This window comes from Streptomyces sp. NPDC058291 (assembly GCF_042880855.1).
Lineage (GTDB): Bacteria > Actinomycetota > Actinomycetes > Streptomycetales > Streptomycetaceae > Streptomyces.
This window is the reverse complement of sequence record NZ_JBHVYK010000004.1, coordinates 65,380-91,093: the sequence shown is the minus strand read 5'-3', so window position 1 is coordinate 91,093 and position 25,714 is coordinate 65,380. Positions and strand designations below refer to the sequence as shown.

14 protein-coding genes are annotated in these 25,714 nt (G+C 71.5%); all 14 read right to left on the bottom strand.

The window, feature by feature from the left end:
* Nucleotides 1-72: 72 nt before the first annotated feature.
* Nucleotides 73-1,527, bottom strand: a complete 1,455-nt coding sequence (locus ACFVYK_RS03405) for a glycosyltransferase family 4 protein (protein WP_389767963.1) — start codon at nt 1,525-1,527, stop codon at nt 73-75.
* A gap of 425 nt (nt 1,528-1,952) precedes the next feature.
* Nucleotides 1,953-3,236, bottom strand: a complete 1,284-nt coding sequence (locus ACFVYK_RS03400) for a nucleotide sugar dehydrogenase (protein ID WP_389767961.1) — start codon at nt 3,234-3,236, stop codon at nt 1,953-1,955.
* 9 nt (nt 3,237-3,245) lie between these two features.
* Nucleotides 3,246-4,886, bottom strand: a complete 1,641-nt coding sequence (locus ACFVYK_RS03395) for a glycosyltransferase family 2 protein (protein WP_389767959.1) — start codon at nt 4,884-4,886, stop codon at nt 3,246-3,248.
* A complete protein-coding gene (locus ACFVYK_RS03390; protein WP_389767957.1) occupies nt 4,883-6,415 on the bottom strand; it encodes a glycosyltransferase family 4 protein in 1,533 nt (510 codons plus the stop codon). Before ACFVYK_RS03390 ends, ACFVYK_RS03395 begins: the two co-directional genes overlap by 4 nt.
* A gap of 71 nt (nt 6,416-6,486) precedes the next feature.
* Nucleotides 6,487-9,075 carry a glycosyltransferase family 4 protein gene (locus ACFVYK_RS03385; protein WP_389767955.1) on the bottom strand — a complete coding sequence of 863 codons (2,589 nt, stop codon included), beginning with the start codon at nt 9,073-9,075 and terminating at the stop codon, nt 6,487-6,489.
* A gap of 100 nt (nt 9,076-9,175) precedes the next feature.
* Nucleotides 9,176-10,195: a Gfo/Idh/MocA family protein gene (locus ACFVYK_RS03380; protein WP_389767953.1), complete on the bottom strand. Its 1,020-nt coding sequence runs from the start codon at nt 10,193-10,195 to the stop codon at nt 9,176-9,178.
* Nucleotides 10,192-11,307: a DegT/DnrJ/EryC1/StrS family aminotransferase gene (locus ACFVYK_RS03375; protein WP_389767951.1), complete on the bottom strand. Its 1,116-nt coding sequence runs from the start codon at nt 11,305-11,307 to the stop codon at nt 10,192-10,194. Before ACFVYK_RS03375 ends, ACFVYK_RS03380 begins: the two co-directional genes overlap by 4 nt.
* 456 nt (nt 11,308-11,763) lie before the next feature.
* Nucleotides 11,764-15,984 (bottom strand): Rne/Rng family ribonuclease, encoded by a 4,221-nt coding sequence (locus tag ACFVYK_RS03370; protein ID WP_389767949.1) that lies wholly within the window; start codon nt 15,982-15,984, stop codon nt 11,764-11,766.
* Nucleotides 15,985-16,261: 277 nt separating this feature from the next.
* A complete protein-coding gene (locus tag ACFVYK_RS03365) occupies nt 16,262-17,026 on the bottom strand; it encodes a TIGR03936 family radical SAM-associated protein (protein ID WP_389767947.1) in 765 nt (254 codons plus the stop codon).
* Nucleotides 17,027-17,074: 48 nt separating this feature from the next.
* A complete protein-coding gene (locus ACFVYK_RS03360) occupies nt 17,075-18,301 on the bottom strand; it encodes a hypothetical protein (protein ID WP_389767946.1) in 1,227 nt (408 codons plus the stop codon).
* A gap of 78 nt (nt 18,302-18,379) precedes the next feature.
* Nucleotides 18,380-20,320, bottom strand: coding sequence for a TIGR03960 family B12-binding radical SAM protein (locus ACFVYK_RS03355; RefSeq protein ID WP_389767944.1), 1,941 nt, complete (start codon nt 20,318-20,320; stop codon nt 18,380-18,382).
* Between the two features lie 132 nt (nt 20,321-20,452).
* A complete protein-coding gene (locus ACFVYK_RS03350; RefSeq protein WP_389767942.1) occupies nt 20,453-22,021 on the bottom strand; it encodes a CHAD domain-containing protein in 1,569 nt (522 codons plus the stop codon).
* A 102-nt stretch (nt 22,022-22,123) separates the two neighbouring features.
* Nucleotides 22,124-23,323, bottom strand: coding sequence for a rod shape-determining protein RodA (rodA, locus tag ACFVYK_RS03345; RefSeq protein WP_389767940.1), 1,200 nt, complete (start codon nt 23,321-23,323; stop codon nt 22,124-22,126).
* On the bottom strand, nt 23,320-25,569 hold the full coding sequence (gene mrdA, locus ACFVYK_RS03340; protein ID WP_389767938.1) for a penicillin-binding protein 2: 2,250 nt from the start codon (nt 25,567-25,569) through the stop codon (nt 23,320-23,322). The genes rodA and mrdA overlap by 4 nt, the downstream gene beginning before the upstream one ends.
* Nucleotides 25,570-25,714: the final 145 nt, after the last annotated feature.

The window sequence follows — 25,714 nt, the reverse complement described above, 5'->3', positions numbered from 1 at the left end:
CCCGCCGGCGCCCGGGCGCGGGCCCCCCCGCCGGCCCGCCCCGCGCGGGGCGGCGCCCCCCCACGGCTCGACTCAGTGCTGTACCTTCCTGCGGCTGCCGAGCAGCAACTGGTCGAAATCCTTGCGGACGACGGCCCAGTCCCAGGAGGAGAGAGCGTGTTCGGCGGCCGCACGGCCCTCCTCGGACCACGCTTCCTCGGTCGCCGTACAGGCGAGCACCCGACGCGCCGCCTCCTCGGGGGTGCGTGCCACCCACTCCTGCGGAAAGACCGTGCGGGCCCCGTGCCTGCGGCCGGCGAAGAACGGCCAGTCACGGATGACCGGGACGGCCCCGCTGGCGGCGCCCTCGACGAACCCGCAGGGGAAGCCCTCCCGCACCGACGAGTTGAGCATCACCCCGATCTCCTGCAGAGCGGCGGGCACGTCGTCGGTCTGCCCGACCCGGCGGACCGCGCCCGAGGACACCAGCCCTGCCAGCTCCTTCTCGAGCTGGTCGTGATAGGCGCGTACGGCGGGACCCGTCTCGGGGTCCAGATCGCCGCCTATGAGCACCAGCCGGTAGCGGTCGTCATGCTCGCGCAGCCGCCGCAGGACCTCGACCGCCCAGCGGGGATCCTTGGCCACCTGGCTCACGCCCACCAGCCCGAGGGTGAACCGCGCCTCCGGCTGCTTGGGCCGCCGGTACGCCGACAGCTCGAGCGCGTTGTGGATCACGTGCAGCCGCGGACCGTTGGCGGCCGACAGGCGCGGCACCGACGCCGTGACCAGATCGCGCACGTGGTCGCTGACGAATATCAGGTCGTCGACCCTCGAGAAGTCCGTGAGGTACGGCCAGTAGGTGAAGGCCTCGTAGCTGTGCAACCGCACGACGACGCGGGCCGTGCCCGGGTCCACCAGCGTCAGGAAGGCCGCGCCGAACGCACACCACTCGACGAAGACCGTGTCGGCCCAGTCCAGGTGGGGACGCAGCGCCGCCTCGACCTCGTGTCCGAAGGGGACCTGGCTGCCGAGGGAGCGGCCGACCATCCGCTGCAGGCCCCTGGCCAGGGGAGCCAGCTCGGGATCGGCCGCCAGGTCCAGGACGCGGACCTCGACGTCGGCGTGCTGCTCGTAGTGGTCGGTGATGAGCGGGAGGAAGTTGGCGTTGGCCCGGTGGACGACGAGCAGCCTCAGCGGGCGACCGTCCGGGGTCGGCGCAGCCGGCTCCTTGCGGCCGCGCGGCTTCGCTATCGCCTTCAGGGCCGGGCTGCGGCGCATCGGAGCGGTGAATCCCGCCGGGTCCTCGGCCAGCGGCGAGGTCAGCCCGTCCAGATGCGGGACCCGGTGGAAGGCCAGCATCAGGGCCTTGACCGCCGACCCGGCCGCAGCGGCCCTGTGCCCTTCCTGCAACAGGGCGTCGGCACAGGCGAGTTCGGCCGCGTAGGCCTCCCTGAGGCGACGCGGGACGAGGCCGTGGGACAGCTCCAGTTCCGCCGCCTCGCCCAGCAGATCGGCCCTGGACCTGGGCTCGGCCGAGTGCTTCGCCATGACGTTCAGCAGGCGGGCCCCCACATCCGGCGCCCCCGCAGCACCAAGACCTGAGCTCAGCCAACGGGCGGGAGTGACCAACCGCTCAGCGAGAATGCGAGACACCGGCACAGCGTAGCTCCAGCTCCCGCACCGGACGCCAGGTCCGGTGCCGATCGACGACGAATGGCTGGCCCAGGACTCCGGCGTTCACATCAGCCCCCGACGCTCCGGCTCCTGGCCACGTGGACGGGCCGTGACCGGGCGGGCTCCGGTGGGACCGGCCGCGCGGGCCGGTCGGCCCGGTTCCGCACCGTACCGGGCCAGGGCCCGTACGGCGAGGGTGGTGCGCGTGAGCTGACGGAAGACGCGTGTGCGGTTGCTGGAAGCCAGACGGACGGCCCCGGCCGAATGGCCGGGGCCGCATCGTACGACGGCGAGCTGTGTCAGCCTCCGATGACCACCCTGCGCACGCCCTTCCAGGCCTCCGGGTCGGTCGTGCGGCGGCCGTCGACGAGGACCGTGACGTCCGGCAGGTCGGCCGGGGTCAGGGTGCGGTACTCGGCGTGGTCGGCCTGCAGGATCGCGGCGGTGACCTTCTCTCCCGCGTGCGGGGTGAGACCGTGCGCGGCGAGTTCCTCGTCCGTGTACATCGGGTCCGAGACGAACGGGACCGCGCCGCGCGCCTTGAGGGCCTCGACGGTCGGGAAGACGCCCGAGAAGGCCGTCTCCTTGACGCCGCCGCGGTAGGCGGCGCCCAGCACGAGCACGCCCACGCCGGTCAGGTCGCCGTACGCGGCGGCCAGCAGGTCGACGGCGTACTCGGGCATCGCGGCGTTCGCCTCACGGGCGGAGCGCACGACGGTCGCGGCCGGGTCGTTCCACAGGTACATCCGGGGGTAGATCGGGATGCAGTGGCCGCCGACGGCGATGCCCGGCTGGTGGATGTGGCTGTAGGGCTGCGAGTTGCAGGCCTCGATGACCTTCTTGACGTCGATGTCGTTCTGGTCGGCGAAGCGCGCGAACTGGTTCGCCAGACCGATGTTGACGTCCCGGTAGGTCGTCTCGGCGAGCTTGGCGAGCTCGGAGGCCTCGGCGGTGCCCAGGTCCCAGACGCCGTTGGCCCGCGGCAGGTCCTCGCGCTCGTCGAAGTCGAGGACCTGCTCGTAGAACTCCACACCGCGGGCCGACGAGGCCTCGTCGATGCCGCCGACCAGCTTGGGATAACGGCGCAGGTCGGCGAAGACCCGGCCGGTCAGGACGCGCTCCGGGGAGAACACGAGGTGGAAGTCCTCGCCGGCGGTCAGGCCGGAGCCCTCGGCTAGCATCGGCGCCCAGCGGGTGCGGGTGGTGCCGACCGGGAGGGTCGTCTCGTACGAGACCAGCGTGCCGGGCCGAAGACCCTGCGCGATCGCCTTCGTCGCGGCGTCCATCCAGCCGAAGTCCGGGGTGCCCTCGGCGTCCACGAACAGCGGGACGACCACGACGACGGCCTCGGACTCGGCGACCGCGGACGCGGTGTCGGTCGTCGCGCTCAGCAGACCGGCGTCGACGGCCTGCTTCAGCTTGAGGTCCAGGTCGTGCTCACCGGGGAACGGCTCGACGCCGGCGTTGACCAGCTCGACGACCTTCTCGTTGACGTCCGCGCCGATGACCCGGTGGCCCTTGGAGGCGAACTGCACCGCCAGCGGAAGCCCGATCTTGCCGAGCGCTACTACACAGATGTTCATGGAGGGTCGCTACTTCCTTTTCAAACGGGACTTCAGTCTCCGGACGGCGGCCCCCAGCGCCCGCCGGACGACCGTCCTCTTCGGGGGGTGGAGCTGGGCCGTGTCGACGACGACGCGTCCCTTGGGGTTGACGAGCGCCGACGCTCGATACGGATCCGTCTCCGGACCCCACAGCCGGGCCAGCGGCATGGGCAGCCCCTCGCCGCGCACCGCGATCTCGTACGTGGAGCCGGCCACGCGCAGGTACACCCGCACGCCCTGGCGGGCGGTGACGAGCTCCAACGGCATCCGGGCGTGCAGCACCGTGGCGGAGCCGTCCTCGGCAGGCGTCAAGGTCATCTCACCCCTCGGGGCGGGCAGCCTGTGCCCCGGCTTCAGCCGACGCGCGCCCGACTTGTCCGCGGACTTCGGCATGGCCCCGCGGACGAGCCCGAGCACGATCCCGTCGACGTCGCCGACGACCGGCACCCGTACGGACGCCGTGTACGTGAGCGCCTCGCCCTGCTGCTCCCAGGCGGAGGCCAGCAGCTCGGTGCCCTGGGCGAGCGGCCCGGGGACGGACTCCCCCAACAGCTCGAAGACCCTGTCGGCCAGGCCGGTGCGCGCGGCACGGAAGCCAGGATACCGGGCGTAGGCGCGGTCGCCCTCGAGGAGGAACGAGGGCCCCGTGCGGTTCGTCTCCGACGTGATGGCCTCGGTCAGCTCGTCGATCGCGCCGGCCTGTGCGAGGGCGATCCGCACCCGGCGCTTGACGTCCATGGCATCGCGTATGCCGTCGGTGAAGTAGCGGTCGGCCAGCTGGGCGATGCCCGCGCAGATCTCGCGCCGCAGTTCGCGGCCGAGCGCGGGGAAGTCGTCCTGGACGAGCTTGGCCAGCTCCCAGGTGAAGTGCCGGCGCAGGACCGCGTCGCGTTGCGGACCCGCCTCGACGAGACCGGCCGTGAAGTCCATGATCTCAGCGGTGGCGCGCAGCCGGGCCAGGTGGTCTGCGCGGTAGGTGATGTTGCTGGCGTCACCCCGCTTGACCGCGTAGTAGCACGTGTAGTCGGCCACCACCGAGATCTTGGCGGCGCGCACGCACGCCTCGATGGTGAACGGCTGGTCGCTGCCGACGGGCAGGTGCTCGGGGAAGCGCAGCTTGTACTTCTCGACCAGGTCCCGCCGGAACAGCTTGGTGTTGGCGAGGGTGAAGGGCAGTGCAGAGTCGTACAGGCTGACGTCCGGGTCGTTCTTCTTGTACAGCGCCTGGTGCACGTAGCGGCCGTTGGTGCCGACCATCTTGCCGACCACGACGTCCGAGCCGTGCGTGTCGCCGTACTTCACCATGCGCTCCAGGGCCTGTTCGCCCAGGTAGTCGTCGGAGCCGATGAAGTACACGTAGCGGCCGGTGGCCACGTCCAGCGCGCGGTTGCTGGGTGCGGCCGGGCCACCGGAATTGGCCTGGTGGAGCACCTTCACGGTGTCCGGGTACAGCGCCGCGAACCGGTCCAGCTCGGCGCCGCTGTCGTCCGTGGAGCCGTCGTCGACGGCGACGATCTCGAGGCGTTCGCGGCCTATGCTCTGCCCGAGGAGGGAATTGAGGCACTCCGTCAGGTACGGCATGGTGTTGTACACCGCGATGACCACGGTGACGTCGGGAGCCGACCTCATGACCCCGCCTTCGAGGCTCTGGGGACCAGCCGGGTGTAGAGAGCGTCGAGCACCTCGGCCTGCGCCTCCCAGGTCCACGTGTCGAGCAGACCGGGCTTGTCGTAGGCGGCCCTGTACTTCTCGGGGTCGGCCAGCACGGCCTTGATCGCGCGGGCCAGATCGTTGACGTCCTCGGCTCGGCAGACTTCGCCCTGGCCCGTGGCGCGGGTGACCTCGGACATGGTCTTGACGTCGCTCACCACCAGCGGCAGCCGGGCGTGCGAGTACTCGAAGAACTTCGTGATCAGGGCGATCTCGTGGTTCGGCCAGTGGTGGATCGGGATGCAGCCCACGTTCGCCGCGGCCAGGAATCGGACCACCTGCCAGTGCTTGACGTAGGGCACGGCGTGCAGCCGGTCGCCGACGCCGAGCTCCCGGGCGCGTGCGAGCAGACCCTGGATGTAGCCGGCCGCCGGGGCGGGGACCACGAACGCCATGTGGACGCCGTCCAGCTTCGGCAGGGCCTCCACCATGTCGCCGAGGCCGCGCTGCGCGCCGGGCGATCCGCTGTAGACGACCAGGGGGACGTCCGGTCCGATCCCGCACAGCTCGCGCAGGTCCGGCTCCGGCTCGGCGTCCTCGATCGCCGGATCCCGCTCGACGGGGCGGTCGGGCGCGTTGAGGACCACGGTCGGCTGCTCGGCGAGGCCGTGGCGCTCGCGCAGCAGGTCCGCCAGGCCCTCGGAGACCGTGACCACGGCGTCGGCGAACGGGGCGTACTCGCTCTCGTGCGCGGTGTTGCCGGGGATCCAGTGGGCGTTGTCCTCCCACGGGCGCACACCGGGCAGGAACTCGTGGGCGTCCCAGACCAGCTTGACGGTGCGGTTCCTGGCGCGGGCGCGGAGGGCGGCGCGAGCTCCGACGCCCAGCATCCGGAAGTCGTTGGCATGGATGAGGTCGGGCTCGAGGGCGTCGATCTCCTTGCCGAACGTCAACTCGTAATCCCACAGCACCGGTTCGAGGCGACGCCAGGCGCGCTTGCCCTTGACGGCCCTCCAGGTCGCCGTGAAGGCACGGTCGACGGGACCGCGCAGGGCGCGGCCCGCCTTCTGGGCCTGACTGCTCTGGCGGCTGCGGAACGCGACCCACTTCTGCATGAACTTCGAAACCGGTCCGGCCACCAGGAGCCGGGCGCTCTCGGCCTTGCGGAACAGAGGCGAGCCGACCGCCTTGGGCGCCACCTTGAGGGCGGCGCGGCGGGCCGCGATGTCGGCACGCCAGGCCTTGATCCACTGGCGGCGGTAGGCGGCCATCGGACCCGGCGGATAGGCGAACGGACGGCGCAGCAGCGAGCGGTGGCGTTCGGCGTGCCGCTTGGCCAGCGGGGTCTTCAGGGGCAGCAGCCGCACCTCGGCGTCACCCAGCTTCCAGCTGCGGCCGTTGCCGGAGCGGACGAGACCGAGCAGCACGACATCCCAGCCGGCGGCCGCGGCGGACTCGGCGGCCTTCTGCACCCGCGAGTCGCCGTCGACCTTGTTGTCGACCAGCATGACGACGCGACCCTTGACAGGTCGGGGTGCGCCGGCACTCTGCGCTTCCATTAACAGCCTCTCTTAACCGGTCACTTGAGGAAATCGCTGAGGACCTGCACGGTCCAGGCCCCGTCGTGGTACGTACGGGCGAAGTCGACGGACTTCCGGCCGATCCGCGCGGTGCCCTCGCGGTCGTCGAGGAGGGACCGCACGACCTCCCCGAGGGTGTCGGGGGTGGCGGAGACGATGGGCAGGGCGCCGTCCGTGGCCGCCTTCACACCGTCGCTGATGTAGGCGACGACGGGCTTTCCGGCGGCCATCGCCTCGACGGCGAAGGTGCCGTAGCTGCCGGTGGTGAACTGGTCGAGCACCAGGTCGCAGCTCTGCACCAGCTCGCGCATCTCGGCCCACGGAACGCCTTCGGCGAGCCGGAACTCGATGAGCCCCTTGTCGTGGAGCTCGGTCATCACCGGCATGATCCGGTCGGTGCCCTTGGTCCAGCGCTTCGACGGCGCGTGCAGGACCAGCGGCCGCTCGCGCTCCATCACCGGCCGGTCCGTGGCCCAGGCGGCGACGTCCACGACCAGCGGCGCCCACTTCGCGGAGGGCAGGTCCTCCAGCAGGTCCGGTGTGGTGACGTACAGCGGCAGACCCGCCTCCATGGCGATCCGCTTGTTCAGCTCGGCCTTGGCCTGCAGCTTCTCCGCGATGCCCTCGGGAGCGTCGTGGAAGAGGGAGAACGGGTGGCGGGCCATGTGGTTGCCGGGGTGGCGGATGTCGCTGCCGTGGGCGAGCAGCGCCACCTTGACCCGCCCCTGCTTCAGCGCGTTGAGGTCCCCGGCGATCGACGCTCCGTTGAGGTAGCCGAAGACCGGCATGAACGCGTCGACCAGCAGATGCGTATAACGTCCGACGATGCGTTCGACCTGCTGGAACTGGACAGGCAGCTCACGCAGGGCGGTCGCGTCGACGTACACGTCGGCCGGGTAGTCGAAGGACTCCGGCCGCTTGTTCATGACGACCTCGACCGACACGTCCGGGTTGACCCGCGTGATGGCCTGGGCGTACGCGGCGCCCTGCCCCGCGTAGTTGGCGGGACCGAGGCCCAGCCGGACGCGGGTCTCGCCGAGCTTCTTCCACGTCGGCTGGCCGCCGCCGTCGGTGATCTCCACGTTCCGCACCGCGTCGGGGGTCTCCTGCACCGTCCAGGACACCTCGGGCCGCGGACCGGGCGGGGTCTTCTTCGACAGCTCGCGGTACAGCTTCAGCAGCTTGCCGCTCTGCGCCTCCCAGGAGAGGTCGGTGCGGACCTCCTCGGTGATCGCGCCGGCGAGTTCCGCGCGGCGCTCCATGGCCCGCGCGGCGGCCGCGGCGAACGTCTTCGGGTCGTCCCAGGTCCACACCTCGCCCAGGCCGCGCTCCTCGACGTACGCCTTGATGACCTTCACATCGCTGGTGACCAGCGGCAGTCCCGCCTGAAGGTACTCGGAGACCTTCGTCGGCAGCGACACCTCGCAGTTGGGCACCCGGCGGAAGGGAGTGAGGCCGAGGTCGGCGGAGGAGAGGTAGTCGGCGACCTCGTGCTGCGGCACGTACGGCGCCAGGTGGACGCGGTCGCGCACGCCGAGGGACTCCGCCTGGGCGAGCAGTTTCTCGAGCAGGGGCGTCATCCGGCCGTGCACCAGGGCGAGGTGGAAGCCGGGAAGGTTCGGCAGGCCTTCGATGACGGCGTCCACACCGCGCTCCGGGCCGATCCAGCCCGAGTAGACCATGAGCGGCGTCTCAGGACCGAGACCGCAGGCCTCGCGCACCGACGAGGTGGACTTGCCGCCGCCGATCACCTCGCGCACCGGCGAGTTGCCCACCACCAGCGGCAGCTCCGGCAGCTTGTGGTCGTCCTTCAGCAGCTCCGCCAACTGCGGGGACACGGTGACGACCGCGTCGGCGCGGCCGATGAAGTCGGCCTCCACCGCGGGCAGCGCATAGGCCTGGCGGGCGTTGGGCCACTCCACGCCCCTGATGTACTCGTGGGCGTCGTACAGCCAGACGCACTTGCGGCCCCGGGCGCGCAGCCGTGCGGCGCTCAGCGAGGCCGTGGCGATCGTCGTCACGTCGTTGGCGTGGATGACGTCCGGCTCGACCTCCTCGATCACCGGTCCGAAGGCGAGGTCCAGGTCGACCACCTGCGGCCAGTCGCGGCGCCAGTCCCCGACCGGCGCCGGGTCCTTGGACTTCTGCCGCTGCTCCCACTTGTAGGCCCTGACCCGCAGCCGGTGCACCGAACGGCGGGCTCGCAGGACGGCCTTGATCGACGCCCGGCGCGGGGTTCCCGCGTAGGCCGTCTCGGCCGACTTCTGCCTCACCCACGCCCGGTAGGCCGCGTTGTAGCGGTTCAGGGCCGCCTGGTCCCGCAGATGGAACTGGGTGGCGGCCGCCCGCAGAGGGTGCTCCTTGCGCGCGTTCACCTCACGCAGGTAGTCCGCGCCCACCGGGACGCGGATCACCTCGATCGGGCCCATCTTCGAGCGCTGGACCCGCTTGCTGTCGCTCCGGCCGATGAGGGTCACGTCCCAGCCGTCCCGTGCCGCGGCGACAGCGGTTTTCTGTACGCGGGAGTCGCCCGTGATGCCGTTGGCGACAATCACGGCCAGACGCGGTCGGCGGGCAGCGGATTCCATGTGTGAGTTCCTCCGGGTGGAAGACAGCAGTTCGGCGTCCCCGGTTCCATAGTCTGCTCAGAACCGGGGACGAACGGTGTGGGCGAGGGTAGCCCGAGTGTCAGACCGCGCCGGTGGGAACGACGTCGAAGCGCAGGGTCCTGCCCTCGGCCGCCGACTCCAGCACCGCCGCCGCCACCTCGACGGTGCGCATGCCCTGGCGCAGGGTGCAGATGTCGACGGGCTTGCCGAGCACCGCGTCCCGGAACAGCTCGTGCTCGACCTGCAACGGCTCGCGCTTGGGGATGGCGTACCGGATCATGTCGCCCTCGGACACGCCGCGGAAGGCCCGCAGGGCCTCCCACTCGGTGGTCACCGCGGCGTTGGAGTGGAACGTCAGGTCGGCGGTGAGCGTGTCGGCGATGAAGCAGCCGCGCTCGCCCGTGACCGAGGTGAACCGCTCCTTGAGCGGGCTGAGCCAGTTCACCAGGTGGTTCACCATGGTGCCGTCGTCGAGACGGCCCACCGCGGAGACCATGTCCTCGTGCTCACGACCGCTCTTGGAGACGGTGTGCGCGGCGATGGACACGTACTGGCGTCCGGTCACCCAGCCGGTGAGATCGATGTCGTGCGTCGCGAGGTCCTTGACGACGCCGACGTCCGCGATGCGGTGCGGGAAGGGACCCTGGCGGCGGGTGACGACCTGGTAGACGTCGCCGAGCTCGCCGGCCTCCAGCCGCGCCCGCAGCGAGAGCAGCGCGGGGTTGCACCGCTCGATGTGACCGACGCCGGCCACCAGACCCCGCGACTCGAACGCCTCGACGAGACGGCGGGCGCCCTCCACGGACTCCGCGACCGGCTTCTCGATCAGCGCGCAGACGCCGGCGTCGGCGAGCGCCAGACCGACCTCTTCGTGCAGGTGCGTCGGGCAGGCCACCACGGCGTAGTCGACACCGAGGGCGATCAGCTCCTCGACGGTGTTCAGTACCGGCGCGCCCTGGGCGGCGCCGAACTTGTCCCCCATCGGGTCGACGACGCCGACGAGGTCGACGGCGTCCAGACCGGACAGGACACGGGCGTGGTGACGCCCCATGGAACCGAGGCCGACGAGTCCCGCTCGCAGCGACTTCCCGGTACTCACAGTTGCTCCCCCAGAGCATTGACAGCGGTGACGATGCGCTCCAGGTCCTGCGTCGACAGGGCCGGGTGCACGGGCAGGGACACGACCTCGGCGGCCGCCCGCTCCGTCGCCGGCAGGTCCCAGTCGCGACCCGCCTTCTGGTCCGGCTCCCAGTACGGCTTCAGCCGGTGGATCGGAGTCGGGTAGTACACGGCGTTGCCGACGCCGGCCTCGGTCAGCTTGGCCATGGCGGCGTCGCGGTCACCCTGGATGCGCACCGTGTACTGGTGGTAGATGTGCCGGGCGCCCTCGGCGACCTTCGGCGTGATCACGTTCGGCGCCGTGATGTGCTCGCTGAGGTACGCGGCGTTGGCGATGCGCTGCTCGGTCCAGCCGTCCAGCTTGCGGCGCTGCACGCGGCCGATGGCGGCCGAGACGTCCGTCATGCGCACGTTGACGCCGACGATCTCGTTGGCGTAGCGCTTCTCCATGCCCTGGTTGCGCAGCAGGCGCAGGGTCCGCGCGGTCTCCGCGTCCCCGGTGGAGATCATGCCGCCCTCGAGGCTGTGCATGTTCTTCGTCGGGTAGAAGCTGAACGTGCCGGCAGCGCCGAACGCGCCGACCGGGGTGCCGTTCAGCGCCGCCGCGTGCGCCTGACAGGCGTCCTCGACGACGGCCAGGCCGTGCTGCTCGGCGATCGCCATGATCTTGTCCATGGCCGCCGGGTGACCGTACAGGTGCACCGGCATGATCGCGGCCGTGCGCGGCGACAGGGCGGCCTCCACCGCGGCCGGGTCCAGACAGTACGTCTCCGGGTCGATGTCGGCGAACACCACGTCGGCGCCGACCAGCCGCACCGCGTTGGCGGAGGCGGCGAAGGAGAACGACGGCACGATGACCTCGTCGCCCGGGCCGAGGCCCAGAGCGAGGAGCGACAGGTGCAGCGCGGAGGTGCCGGAGTTGACCGCGACGCAGTGACGTCCGTCGACCAGCTCCGAGAACTCCTCCTCGAAGGCGGCCACCTCGGGCCCCTGGACGACCATGCCGCTGCGCAGAACACGCACGGCGGCTTCGATCTCCTCCTCGCCGATCACTGGTTTGGCGGCCGGTATGAACACATGGGCGTCGGTCATCGACATCCCCTCCTCTACGGCGACCTCGAAGGCGCACCACGTCGTGCATGGTCGGGAAGGGACCGTGTCGATGCACAGCACGGCCGCATCCCTGGTTGTCCGCCGACGCCTGTGGGCGAGCGGACGGCTTTGTACACAGGACCCCGCCCCGTGAGGGTTCCTTGCGGGAAGTCAGCCGTGTCCGGCTGGAAGACCGGATGTGCTCATCGGCTGTGGTCACGGTGTGCATGTCCTTGGCCACCGGGACCAGACTGCACGTTACCAGCCTGGAGACGACCATCTTGCCCAGGGTTACCACCCCGAAACCGACGGCACGGGTCCACTCCCTCACCGTCGAGACACAGAGTAACTCCCCGGTGAACACACGGCGACGCGAGCGCACAAGGGCGGTGAAACAGCGGCACGGGCGCCCGATGTGCCGGACGCCCGCGCCGTGTCCACCCGTGCCGGACGGCGTCAGTCCTCCGTCGAGGCCGTGACGGACGGCACACCCGGCTCCGCCGCGACGGTCTTCTTCGCCACCGACTTGGCCGCCTTCTTGGCCGTCGTCTTCTTGGCGGCGGTCTTCTTCGCGGCCGTCGTCTTGGCCGCCGCCGTCTTCTTGGTGGCGGCCGCCTTCTTCGCCGTGGCCTTCTTCACCGTCTTGCGGGCCGCCGTCTTCTTCGCCGGAGCGGCCGGCGCGTCCGCGTCCTCGACGGGGGCGGCGGGCTCCTCGGACGTGGCCGACGCCGCGCCCCCCGCGGGGGTCTCCGGCACCGGGGTCTCCGACGCGACCGACGGGACGACCACGACGGCCGTCTCCTCGGACGCGGTCGGCGCGGTGGCCTTGCGCACGGCGCGACGCCGCGGGCGGGCCGGAGCCGCGCTCTCGACGACGGACTCGGCGGCCGGCTCCGCCGCCGGCTGCTCCACCGGAGCGGCCTCGGCGACCGGGGTCCGCACGACCGGCGTCTCGGCGACCGTCACCACGGCGGCCTCCGCCCCCGCGGGCGACCCGGCCGGCGCGGACACCTTGCGGGTGGCGCGGCGGCGCGTGCGGCCCTTGGGCGCGGCCTCGTCGGCCGGGGCCCCGGCGGCGGGCGCCTCGACGACCGGGTCCTCGACGGCGACCGGCTCGGTGTGCGCGGTGACCGTCTCGGCCGGCTGCACCGGACGCTCGGTCTCCGCCTCGACGGTGACGTCCTGCGCGGTGGGCGCCTCGACGGTCTCCTCCGCGTCGGTCTCCACCGACTGCGCCGCGGCGGCCTCGAAACCGCCCGCACGGCGCGACCCGCCGCCCCTCGGCGCACCCGCCGGAGCGGACGCCCGACGGCTCGACCGACGCCGGCCCCGACCGCGCGTGGCCGCGGCCTCCGCCTCGGCGACGCTGCTGTACAGCTCCTCGTCCACGGCGAACTCGGGGGCGGCCAGCGCGACCGGCTCGGCGACCTCGGCGGCCACCTCGGCCTCGCTCTCCGTCTCCTCGGCGCCCGTGTACGGCTCGACGACGTCGTACGCCGCCGTCTCGTGCTCGTGGTCGTGGCCCGGTCCGTCACCGCCGCGGCCGCGCTTCTTGCGCTTGCCGCCGCCGCCGACGGCGGTCGGCTGCTCCATGTGGACGATGACACCGCGCCCGTTGCAGTGCACACAGGTCTCGGAGAACGACTCCAGCAGACCCTGGCCGACCCGCTTGCGGGTCATCTGCACCAGACCCAGCGAGGTGACCTCGGCGACCTGGTGCTTCGTGCGGTCGCGGCCCAGGCACTCCAGCAGACGCCGCAGCACCAGGTCCCGGTTGGACTCCAGCACCATGTCGATGAAGTCGATCACGATGATGCCGCCGAGGTCGCGCAGCCGCAGCTGGCGCACGATCTCCTCGGCCGCCTCCAGGTTGTTCCTGGTGACCGTCTCCTCGAGGTTGCCGCCCTGCCCGGTGAACTTGCCGGTGTTGACGTCGACCACGACCATCGCCTCGGTCCGGTCGATCACCAGCGAGCCGCCGCTGGGCAGCCAGACCTTGCGGTCCAGCGCCTTGGCGAGCTGCTCGTCGATCCGGTAGGTGGCGAAGACGTCGACCTCGGACGTCCACCTCGACAGCCGTTCGGCGAGATCGGGCGCGACGTGCGAGACGTAGCCGTGGATCGTCGACCACGCCTCGTCGCCGCTGACGATGACCTTGGTGAAGTCCTCGTTGAAGATGTCGCGCACGACCCGGACGGTCATGTCCGGCTCGCCGTACAGCAGCGTCGGGGCGTTGCCGCCGTTCTTCGCCTTCTTCTGGATCTCCTCCCACTGCCCCTGGAGACGCTCGACGTCACGGCGCAGCTCGTCCTCGCTCGCGCCCTCGGCGGCGGTGCGCACGATGACGCCCGCGTCCTCGGGGACGATCTTCTTGAGGATCGTCTTCAGCCGGGCGCGCTCGGTGTCGGGCAGTTTGCGGCTGATGCCGGTCATCGAGCCCTCGGGCACGTACACGAGGTAGCGGCCCGGGAGGGAGACCTGGCTGGTCAGACGGGCGCCCTTGTGTCCGATCGGGTCCTTCGTCACCTGGACGAGGACCGACTGGCCCGACTTCAGGGCGGCCTCGATGCGACGCGGCCCGTTGGCCATGCCGAGCGACTCGAAGTTGACCTCACCGGCGTACAGGACGGCGTTGCGCCCCTTGCCGATGTCGATGAAGGCGGCCTCCATCGACGGCAGCACGTTCTGCACCTTGCCCAGGTACACGTTGCCGACGTACGAGGTGGCCTGCTCCTTGTTGACGTAGTGCTCGACGAGCACGTTGTCCTCCAGCACGCCGATCTGGGTGCGCTCGCCGCTCTGGCGGACGACCATCACCCGCTCGACGGCCTCGCGGCGGGCCAGGAACTCGGCCTCGGTGATGATCGGCACACGTCGGCGGCCCTGCTCACGGCCTTCGCGGCGGCGCTGCTTCTTGGCCTCCAGACGGGTGGAGCCCTTGATGGACTGCACCTCGTCGGACGGCTCGAAGGGCTTGCGCGGCTCACGGACCTTGACGACCGTCCGCTCCGGGTCCCCGTCGACGGGCTCGGCCTCGGGAGAGGCGTCCCCGGCGCGGCGACGGCGGCGACGGCGACGGCGGCTGCCGGCGCTGGAACCGCCCGCGTCCTCGTCCTCCGCGTCCTCGTCCTCCTGCTCGACGGTGTCCTCGGCGTCCTGGGCGGCCTGCTCGGCGGCGAGCTCGTCGGAGTCGGCGTCGCCGGACTCCCCCTCGCCGTCGGCGGCGTCGCCACGGCGACGGCGACGGCCGCCACGGCGGCGACGGCGACGCGACCCGGTCTCCTCGCCGTCGTCATCGCCCTCGACGACGTCCTCGACGTCCTCGTCCGGCTCGGTCTCCGTCTCGTCCTCGGCGGCGGGCACCGCGGTCTCGGCGGGCGCGGCGGAGCGGCCGGACTCGGTCTCCTCACCGGCGCCGGCGGCCCTGCGGCGACGACGGCGACGCGAGCCGACGGGCTCCTCGGCGACCTCCGGGGCGGCCTGGACCTCTTCGGGCTCCTCCGCCACGACGGTCTCCGCCACGACGGTCTCCGCCTCGGCGGCGGCCTCGGCGGCGGCCCGCTGCGGGGTCTGGAACTGCGGCTCGGCGAACACGGGCGCCTGGAACACGGCGACCGCGGGACGCGCCGGACGACGCGGCGCGTCGTCCTCGCCCTTCACGGGCTCGGGCGCGGAGAAACCGCCGGCGGCCCGGCGGACCACCCGGCGGCGACCGCGACGCGGACCGGCGTCCTCGTCGGCCGCGGGGGCCTCGGAAGCCTCCGGCTCCTCGACGGCGGCAGCGGCAGAGGCAGAGGCAGCGGCCGGAACGACCGGTTCGGCCGCCGGCTCAGCGGCCTGCGGGGCCTCGGAAGCGGGGGACGCCTGAGGCGCGGAGACCTCGGGGGCCTCCGCGGCAGGCGTGGCGACACGACGCGTGGCGCGGCGACGGGCGCGGGGGGCTGCCGCCTCGGGCGCCTCCTCGGCCGCCGGGGGCCCCTCGGCCGCGACGGTCTCGGCCGTCGCGACGGCTTCGGCGGGGGCTTCGGCCTCCGGCGTGGCGGCGGGCGCGGTCACCCGCCGGGTGGCGCGGCGCCGCGTCCGCGGGGCCGCCTCGGCGGGCGCCTCCTCGGCCTCGGCCGTCCGGGCGGCGGACTCGGCCGCGGCCACCTCGACCGCGGGCTCCACGACCTCGGCCGGAGCCTCGGCGGCGGTGGTCACGCGGCGCGTGGCGCGACGGCGGGAACGGCGAGGAGCGGCGTCCTCGGCCGGGGCCTCCTCGGCGGCGGCCTCTTCGACGGCCGGGGCGCTCGCCTCGGCGGCGGCCACGGGCACGACGGTCTCGGCCGCCTCTGCGGGGGCCGGGGCGCCGGCGGGCGCGGAGGCACGGCGGGTGGCCCGACGACGGGCGCGAGGTGCGGCCTCGACGGCCTCCTCGGGCTCGTCCGCCTTGGCGTCCGCGCCGAGGGCGTCGCCCTGGACGGTCTCGTCCTCGGCGTCGTCCTGCGCCAGTTCCTCGACGGACCCCACGGCCGGTATGGCCGGCGTGGTGATCTCGGCCGAGGCCTCGGCGGCCGCGGACGGCGGCCCCGCCGGCCGGGAAGCGGCACGGCGCCGACGACGCGGCGGCAGGGTGTCGCTGGGGGTGTTCGCTTCGGAGTCCGTCACGGACTCTGCGGATTCGGTTGGTTCGAGCATGCGGGCGTTTCTCCCGTCAGGCTCCCGGGCGCCGCGCCTGGCCCGGCGGCGATCACGAAGGATCGTCCACCGTTGACGTCCGCGGCTCGCGCGATGCGCGGTGCCGCCGTCCGGGGCGCGGGCGCCACACGGGAGCTCTCTGTGTCCTGTCTCGCCGGTTCCGTACACCCAATGCGCACGGCCTGGCGAAAGTCTTCTGGTCGGTGCGCTGCCCGACCCAGGTGGCTCCCGAGTACGAGGGCGGCGCTACGACGTACGTTCCTTCGCGGAACCTTCCCTACGCGGGCGCCTTCGCGGCGGCAGCGGGATCGGCCGTTGTGGGGGCCGGAACTGCCTCGCGGTCGGGCGCGAGCGGGTCGGTCACCGTGCCGGTCTCTTCATCGAGCAGCCCCTGCGCCAGCCTGGTCACCGCAGCGGGGACCGGCGGCGCCAGGTCGGCCACGGCGCGAAGACCGGACAGGACGTCGTCGGGTCGTACGGCAGGCGTCACGTGCCGAACAACCAGCCGCAGTATCGCACAGGGCTGGCCGCTCGGCCTATCAGCAGGTTCACTGTGTGTTTCAAGTCGTACGACCGCGGCACGGGTGTCGAAGGTACGAACGCCGTTCTTGGTCATGCGCTGGACCTCCACGGCGTCGGCCGCGTTGAAGGCCTCCACCGCGCGGTCGACGTCGGCCGGATCCACACCGGCCAGCCGCAGCTCCCATACGGAGGCCGTCAGCCGGTCGGCCAGACCCGAGGTCCGGACCTCGACCGCGTCGACGATGTCGAGCCCGGTGGGCAGCGACTCGTCGAGCAGAACTCTCAGCTTCTCCGGATCACGCGCCGCGGTCAGCGCGATCTCCAGGTACTCCGCCTCACTGCCCGTGCCGGTGGGTGCGGCATTGGCATACGACACCTTCGGGTGCGGCGTGAACCCCGCCGAGTACGCCATCGGCACCTCGGCACGGCGCAACGCGCGCTCGAAGGCACGCTGGAAGTCACGGTGGCTGGTGAACCGGAGGCGGCCGCGCTTGGTGTAACGCAGTCGGATGCGCTGCACCGCGGGTGCGGGCGGCGGGCCTTCGGGCTGTCGCTTGCCCAGTGTCGTTCAGTCCTTCGTGAGAGCGGTCGTACTGCTACCAAGAGTACGTGCCTCGCCCGCCGATGGTTCCCGGCGGGTGACCGCCTCCCGCCGGGCCGGCTCCCCGAAGAGCAGGCGGCGCACGTCGGCGCGGGTCTGCCGGGCCGTTTCCCGGGCGGCCGCCAGCGCCTGGCGGGTGACCCGGCCCACGCTGCGCGCGGCCTGGGCCGCGGGACGCAGCACGGCGTCCCGGACGACGTGCCCGACCGGGGTGAGCACGGTCCGGTACACCCGGCGCACGGGCTCCACGAAGATCCACCGGAAGAGGGTCCCGAGGAACCGTCCGACGGCGAGCGAGATACGCCCGGCGATCCGCCAGGCGTGCCCGAGGGCGTCCCCCACCTCGCGGACGACGACCGCGAGGAAGCGGCCGACGGGGACCAGCACCCAGCGCCACAGGGCGAGCGCGGGCAGCACGAACAGGATCCGGGCGGTCCAGTAGAGGCCCAGGCCGAGCCCGCCGACCAGCAGTCCCAGGAGCCGCCACGCCCCCCGCGCGCACCAGGCCACCGCCCGCCCTACCGGCGCGAGACACCACCGGTAGAGCCACCCGGCAGGGACGACGACGAGATACCGGACCAGCCAGGCCACCGCGCCGTACACGCCGACGCCGACGGCGGCGATGACGGCCCCGATTCCCTTCAGCACCCGGAGGAGGGCCCGCCCGCCAGGCGCCAGCACACGCGCGTACACCCACGCCAGACCGGCCCCGACACCCCGGACCAGCCACACCAGCCCGTGTCCGAACGGCGTCAGAACGGACCGGTAGAGCCAGACCACCGGCGTCACCACCAGCGTCCTCCCGAGCCGCACCAGCCCGTGCCCGAGCGGCGCGAGGACGGACCGGTAGAGCCAGACCGCCGGCGTCACCACGAGCGTCCTCCCGAGCCAGACGAGAGCCTTGGCCGTCGGGACGACCAGGTAACGCCACAGCCCGATCAGGGGCCAGACGAACACGGCCCTGCCCAGCCACGACAGGGCCCGCCCGAGCGGCCGCAGCACCGTGTCCCGCAGGAGCCGCCCCCCGACGACGAGCCCGTCCCACACCATGCGCACCGGCACGACGAGCACGAGCACGACGACGCGCACGGGCAGCCGGATCGCGACGACGAGACACCCTTCGGGCGCCTGCCCGGAAGCCCGGCCGACCGGCCGCGCGGGCGGTTCGGCGGCGGACGTTTTCTGCAGGTCCATATGGGCGTAGACGCTACAACCAGCCCAGCGGATGCACGCTTGAGGCCCCGTCAGGACCGGAAGGCGGCCCCGGCCCTCTCAACCGGCCGAAGCCGTCCGCTTGACCTCCAGCGGCAGCAGCTTCTTGCCCGTCGGGCCGATCTGGATGTGCGTGTCCATCGCCGGGCACACCCCGCAGTCGAAGCAGGGCGTCCAGCGGCAGTCCTCGACCTCCGTCTCGTCGAGGGCGTCCTGCCAGTCCTCCCAGAGCCAGTCCTTGTCGAGGCCCGAGTCCAGGTGGTCCCAGGGCAGCACCTCCTCGTACGTCTTCTCGCGCGTCGTGTACCAGTCGACGTTCACGCCGTAGGCCGGCAGCGTCTTGTCCGCGCACGCCATCCAGCGGTCGTAGGAGAAGTGCTCGCGCCAGCCGTCGAAGCGGCCGCCGTCCTCGTAGACGGCCCGGATGACCGCGCCGATACGGCGGTCGCCGCGCGAGAGGAGGCCCTCGACGATGCCGGGCTTGCCGTCGTGGTAGCGGAAGCCGATCGAGCGGCCGTACTTCTTGTCGCCGCGGATCTTGTCCCGGAGCTTCTGCAGGCGGGCGTCCGTCTCCTCGGCGGAGAGCTGGGGAGCCCACTGGAAGGGGGTGTGCGGCTTGGGCACGAACCCGCCGATCGAGACGGTGCAGCGGATGTCGTTCTGGCCGGAGACCTTGCGGCCCTCGGCGATCACGTTCATCGCCATGTCGGCGATCTGCAGGACGTCCTCGTCCGTCTCCGTGGGCAGACCGCACATGAAGTACAGCTTCACCTGACGCCAGCCGTTGCCGTACGCGGTGGAGACGGTCCTGATCAGGTCCTCTTCCGAGACCATCTTGTTGATGACCTTGCGCATGCGCTCCGAACCGCCCTCGGGCGCGAACGTCAGGCCCGAGCGGCGGCCGTTGCGGGTCAGCTCGTTCGCCAGGTCCACGTTGAAGGCGTCGACGCGGGTCGAGGGGAGGGACAGACCGATCTTGTCCTCCTCGTAGCGGTCCGCGAGGCCCTTGGCGACCTCGCCGATCTCGCTGTGGTCGGCGCTCGACAGCGAGAGCAGGCCGACCTCCTCGAAGCCGGTCGCCTTCAGGCCCTTCTCCACCATGTCGCCGATGCCGGTGATCGAGCGCTCGCGCACCGGGCGGGTGATCATGCCGGCCTGGCAGAAGCGGCAGCCTCGGGTGCAGCCGCGGAAGATCTCCACCGACATGCGCTCGTGGACCGTCTCGGCGAGCGGGACCAGCGGCTGCTTGGGGTAGGGCCACTCGTCGAGGTCCATGACCGTGTGCTTCGACACGCGCCACGGCACGCCCGACTTGTTCGGCACCACGCGCGCGATCCGGCCGTCCGGCAGGTATTCGACGTCGTAGAACCGCGGGATGTACACCGCGCCCGTCTTCGCGAGGCGGAAGAGGACCTCCTCGCGGCCGCCGGGCCGGCCCTCGGCCTTCCACTCGCGGATGATCTTCGTCATGTCGAGCACGGCCTGCTCGCCGTCGCCGATGACCGCCGCGTCGATGAAGTCGGCGATCGGCTCGGGATTGAAGGCGGCGTGGCCGCCGGCCAGCACGATCGGGTCGTCGAGACCGCGGTCCTCGGCGGCCAGGGGGATCCCGGCCAGATCCAGGGCGGCCAGCATGTTGGTGTAGCCCAGCTCCGTGGAGAAGGACAGGCCGAAGACGTCGAAGGCCTTCACCGGGCGGTGGCTGTCCACGGTGAACTGCGGGACGGCGTGCTCCCGCATCAGCGCCTCCAGGTCGGGCCACACGCTGTACGTGCGCTCGGCGAGGACGCCCTCCTGCTCGTTCAGCACCTCGTAGAGGATCATGACGCCCTGGTTGGGCAGGCCGACCTCGTAGGCGTCCGGGTACATCAGCGCCCAGCGGACGTCACAGTCTTCCCAGGGCTTGACCGTGGAGTTGAGCTCGCCGCCCACGTACTGGATCGGCTTCTGCACATGCGGGAGCAGGGCTTCGAGCTGTGGGAAGACCGACTCGACAGACATCGCGGGGCACCTTCGTGAGCTGACTGGGGGTCCCCCGGCCGGAGGCTGGGGGGAGGCTGACCATGGCTGACCATCTAGCGTAACCCGGCCGGAGCCGTCCCCCGGCCGCGGAGATTCCGCCGCGGCCGGCCCTCAGACCTCCATCTGCGCGCGGGCCCTCTCCCAGGCGTCGGGGAGCGCCTCCTCCGTCCGCTCGCCCCGTCCCTCCTCGCGGCCGTAGAGCACCCCGTAGGTGAACGTGCTCTCCCCCGCCGCGTGCGCCACGGCGGACAGCTCGCGCAGACTCCGGCGGGCCATGACGCTGTCCTGGTGGTCGCCGAGCAGGCTCTGCAACGACTTCATGGACTTGGTGAGGGCCTTGGCCGGGCCGCCGATCGCGGGGGCGGCGGTCTCCGCCGCGTAGCGGGTCCGCTTGGTCTTCTTGCGCGCCGCGTGCAGGGTCTCGTCGCGGGTTCGGCCCGGCGGCTCTTCCAGGGCCTGTCCGATCAGCTCGGAGACCTTCGCGAAGTCCTTGCGCACGGCCTTGGCGAGCACCTTGGCCGGCTTGCCCGCGGCCGCCTTGCGCAGCGGCGGGTCGGCGATCAGGGCGTCCAGGGCGTCGAGCAGGGTCAGGTAGCGCGGTGAGTCCAGGACGCCGAGCAGCCGGCGGTGCGAGGTCTGGCGCTGGGCCTTCGCCCAGGTCCGCAGCCGCTCGGCGACCCGTCCCGAGACGAGGGCGGGGTTCAGTTCGTGCAGGCCGGCCGTCAGGCGCTCGTCGAGCACCTCGTGGTCGCGGTCCGCGCCCAGTTCGCCGGCGAGCCACTTCAGTTCGTCCGCGATCGGGTCGGTGACCGTCCGGTCGAGGACCTTGGGGAAGGAGCGGAAGGTGCTGCGCAGCCGGCGGGTGGCGACGCGCATGTCGTGCACGGAGTTCTCGGCGCCCTGGCGGACGGCCGGATCGAGGGCGACGATCGCGTCGCGCTGGGCGCGCACGTATGCCAGCACATGGTCGCCGGCGGTCACGGGATCGGCGGCTGTGGGATCGGCGGCCACGGGCGTCCCGCCCGCCGGGCCCCCTGCCGTCTTGCCGTTCCCCGGCGTCTTCCCGCGGGCCCGCTTCTTCTTCGACGCCGTCTCCGTCAGCGCCCTCGCCAGCTTGGACGACGACGCCGACGGCCGTACGCCCGCCTTGCGCAACCGCTTCTCCACCGTGTCGAGAAGGGCCGGGTCTCCACCGTCGGCGAGTTCCACCTCGATCTCGGTCCACTGGGCGCTGCCCTCACCGCCGAACAGGCGGTCCGCCCGTACGGCGTCCACGCTGGCCTCGGCGAGCAGCCGACCCTGGGTGTCGACGAGTTCACGGACGTCCCGGCTGGAGCGCAGCCGTACCACCGGCACCAGCTGGCCCTCGCGGACCCGGGAGCGGACCAGTCGGCCGAGCTCTTCGGGCACGGTGTCCGAGAGCGGCGATCTGATCTCGTCCCGGACGCCGGCCTCGACCGGGAGTTTGAGGTGCCATCCTGCGTCGGAGCCGCCGGTGCGTCGACGCAAGGTGATCGAGGCCGCCGCCAGACGCAGGTCGGAGGTGTCGTAGTAGGTCGCGTCCAGCTCGGTGACGCCTTTGTCGATGATCGTGACGACGCCGGCGACACCGGTCAGGTCGGGCAGCCCGCTCTCGTCGGATTCGTACTTGCGCTCGATCTCGCGTTTCGTCTCCGCCATGAAGTGAATCTAGTCCCACTCGGGTCCGAGCGGCAGTGCGCACCGGACCCGAGTCACATGCCGAGGTCGGAAAACGACGAGGTCGTCGGCGGGTGCGAAGGCTCAGGCCGACATCGGCCGTTGCACCCGGATGGACTGCAGCAGCCCCACCGCCACCCAGACCGCGAACATCGACGTGCCTCCGTAGGAGACGAACGGCAGCGGCAGGCCGGTCACCGGCATGATCCCCAGGGTCATGCCGATGTTCTCGAAAGCCTGGAAGGCGAACCAGGCCACGATGCCCGCGGCGACGATCGTGCCGTACAGCTCCGTCGTCTCACGCGCTATGCGGCAGGCGCGCCAGAGGACCACGCCCAGCAGGACGATGATCAGGCCCGCCCCCATGAAGCCGAGTTCCTCGCCCGCGACGGTGAAGACGAAGTCCGTCTGCTGCTCGGGCACGAACTGGCCCGTCGTCTGGGAGCCGTGGAACAGGCCGGCGCCGGTGAGGCCTCCGGAGCCGATCGCGATGCGCGCCTGGTTGGTGTTGTAGCCCACGCCGGCCGGGTCGAGGCTGGGGTTGGCGAAGGCGGCGAAGCGGGCGATCTGGTACTCGTCCAGGATGTGCAGCTGCCAGACGGCGATCGCGCCGGCCGCGCCCGCGCCGAGCAGCCCGAAGACCCAGCGGTTGGAGGCGCCGGAGGCCAGCAGCACGCCCAGCACGATCATGACCATGACCATGACCGACCCGAGGTCGGGCATCAGCATCACGACCAGCATGGGGACGGCCGCGAGACCGAGTGCCTGGAGCACCGTGCGGTGGTCGGGATAGGGCTTGTCGCCGGCGTCGACCCGGGCCGCGAGCAGCATCGCCATGCCCAGGATGATCGTGATCTTGACGAACTCGGAGGGCTGCAGCGAGAAGCCGCCGCCGAGCACGATCCAGGAGTGCGCGCCGTTGACCGTGGAGCCGAGCGGCGTGAGCACCGCGAGGATGCCCAGCAGCGACAGGCCGTACAGGACCGGCACGGCGTTGCGCAGGTTGCGGTGGCCGAGCCACACCGTGCCGATCATCAGGGCGAGTCCGATGCCGGTGTTCATCAGGTGCCGGACGAGGAAGTAGTACGGGTCGCCCTGGTTGATCTCGGTGCGGTTGCGGGTCGCCGAGAAGACCAGGATCGAGCCGATCAGCGACAGCGCGATCGCCGACAGCAGTATCGGCCAGTCCATCCTGCGGGCCACCGAGTCACGGGCGAAGACCCGTGTCCAGCCGGCCCGGGCGGGCCCGTATCCGGAGACGGAGAAACTGTTCGCGCCGGTCATGTGCACATCCTCCGGCTTCCCCTCTTCCGCCGTCGTCTGCGGGTGTCGCGGTTGGGATCGGTGTTCTGCTGCACGGTGCCCGCCGTCTGCGTCTCGTCCGGCTTCGGCGCGGTCTGCTGGCTGGCGCGCTGCTCCTTGGCCGGGTCCTTGGAGATCTTGGGGGATTTGATCGTGCCGTCCGCCTGGACCTTCGGCAGGCCGGTCTGCGGGGTGGGCAGCAGGGCCTTCTTCTTTTCGATCTTGCCGTCGTCGGAGACGCCGTACATCGCGTTGTAGATGTGCCGCACGGCCTCACCGGAGGCGCCCGATCCGGTACCGGCCTGGGCGATCGTCATGACGACCGTGTAGTCCTTGCTGTACGTGGCGAGCCAGGACGTCGTCTGCTTGCCGTAGACCTCCGCGGTACCGGTCTTGGCGTGCAGCGGGATCTCCTCCTGCGGCCAGCCGCCGAACTTCCAGGCGGCGGTACCACGGGTGACCACGCCCTCGAGCGCTGCGTCCATGCCCTTGATCGTGGCCTGGGTGACGGGCAGCTTGCCCTTGGGCTTGGGCTTGATCTCGTGGACGGACTTGCCGTCGGGGCTGACGATGGCCTTGCCGATGGTCGGGGTGTACATCGTGCCGCCGTTGGCGAGCGCCCCGTAGATCACGGCTTCCTGGATCGGGGTGACGAGCGTGTCGCCCTGGCCGATGGAGTAGTTGATCGAGTCGCCCTCGCGCATCTTGTTGCCTTCGAGGCAGTTCTCGTACGCGATCTTCTCGACGTAAGTGCCGTCCTTCTTACCGGACTTGCACCAGGAGTCCTTGTTGGCCTTCCAGTAGGACTCCTTCCACTGACGGTCCGGGACCCGGCCGGTTACCTCGTTGGGAAGGTCGAGACCGGTCTCCTTGCCGAGGCCGAACTGGTGGGCGGCCTTGTAGAAGTAGTCCTTGGGCTCGCCCTTCTTCGGGTTGATGCCGCCGTCCTTCTTCCACTCCCGGTCGGCGAGGCCGTAGAAGACGGTGTCGCAGGAGACCTCGAGGGCCCGGCCCAGCGAGATGGGGCCGAAGCTCTCCCCCTCGAAGTTCTTGAAGACCTGGCCGCCCACCGAGTACGAGCTGGTGCACGGGTAGCCGCCGTCCCACTCGTAGCCCGCCTCGACCGCGGCGGCCGTGGAGACCACCTTGAAGGTCGAACCGGGCGCGGACTGACCCTGTATGGCCCGGTTGAGCAGCGGGTAGTCGGAGTTCTTGCCGGTGAGCTTCCTGTAGTCCTTGGCGGAGATGCCGCCGACCCAGACGTTGGGGTCGTAGGCCGGCGCGGACGCCATGGCGACGACCCGCCCCGTCTTGGCCTCCATCACGACGACGGCGCCGGAGTCGGCCTTGTAGTTCTCGCCGGTGATCTTGTCGAACTGCTGGCGGGCGATCTTCATCGCGTTGTTCAGTTCGTACTCGGCGACCCGCTGGACCCGGGCGTCGATGCTGGTGACCAGGTTGGAGCCGGGCTGCGCCGCGTCCGCCTCGGCCTGGCCGATCACGCGGCCGAGGTTGTCCACCTCGTAGCGGGTGACGCCGGCCTTGCCGCGCAGCTCCTTGTCGTACTGGCGCTCCAGGCCACTGCGACCGACCTGGTCGGAGCGCAGGTACGGCGAGTCGCTGTCCTGGGCCGCGGTGATCTCCGCGTCGGTGACCGGGGAGAGGTAGCCGAGCACCTGGGCGGTGTTGGCGTTGCCGGGGGCCGCGTAACGGCGCACGGCCTCGGGCTCGGCGGTGATGCCGGGGAAGTCCTCGGCGCGCTCGCGGATCTGCAGGGCCTGCTTGGCGGTGGCTTCGTCGGTGATCGGGATGGGCTGGTAGGGCGAGCCGTTCCAGCAGGGCTGCGGCGTCTTGGCGTCGCACAGCCGGACCTTCAGGGCGACGTCGTCGGGCTTCATGCCGAGGACTCCCGCCAGCTTGGCCAGGACCGCCTTGCCGTCGTCCTTCTGCTTCAGCAGGTCGGTGCGGGAGGCGGAGACCACCAGGCGCGTCTCGTTGTCGGCCAGGGCCACCCCGCGCGCGTCCAGGATCGAACCGCGCACGGCGGGTTCGACGACCTGCTGGACGTGGTTTCCGGAGGCCTCCTTGGCGTAGGCCGCGCCCTCCCGGATCTGCAGGTACCACAGGCGGCCGCCGAGGGTGCCGAGCAGGGAGAGGACGAGGATCTGGATCACGACGAGCCGGATCTGGACCCGTGGGGTCCTACCGGTCTCGGGAATGTTGGTCACTGCGGCTGTCTCCCCCTCTCAGCTCACGGACTCGGCGTGCGAACAGATGTGCGCGGACACGTGATGAACGGTCAGCCTGTGCGGCCTCGTTCCGCCGCGGCTTCCCCGTTCGGGTGATTCCTGCACGGGCGCGCTGCGCGCGCGG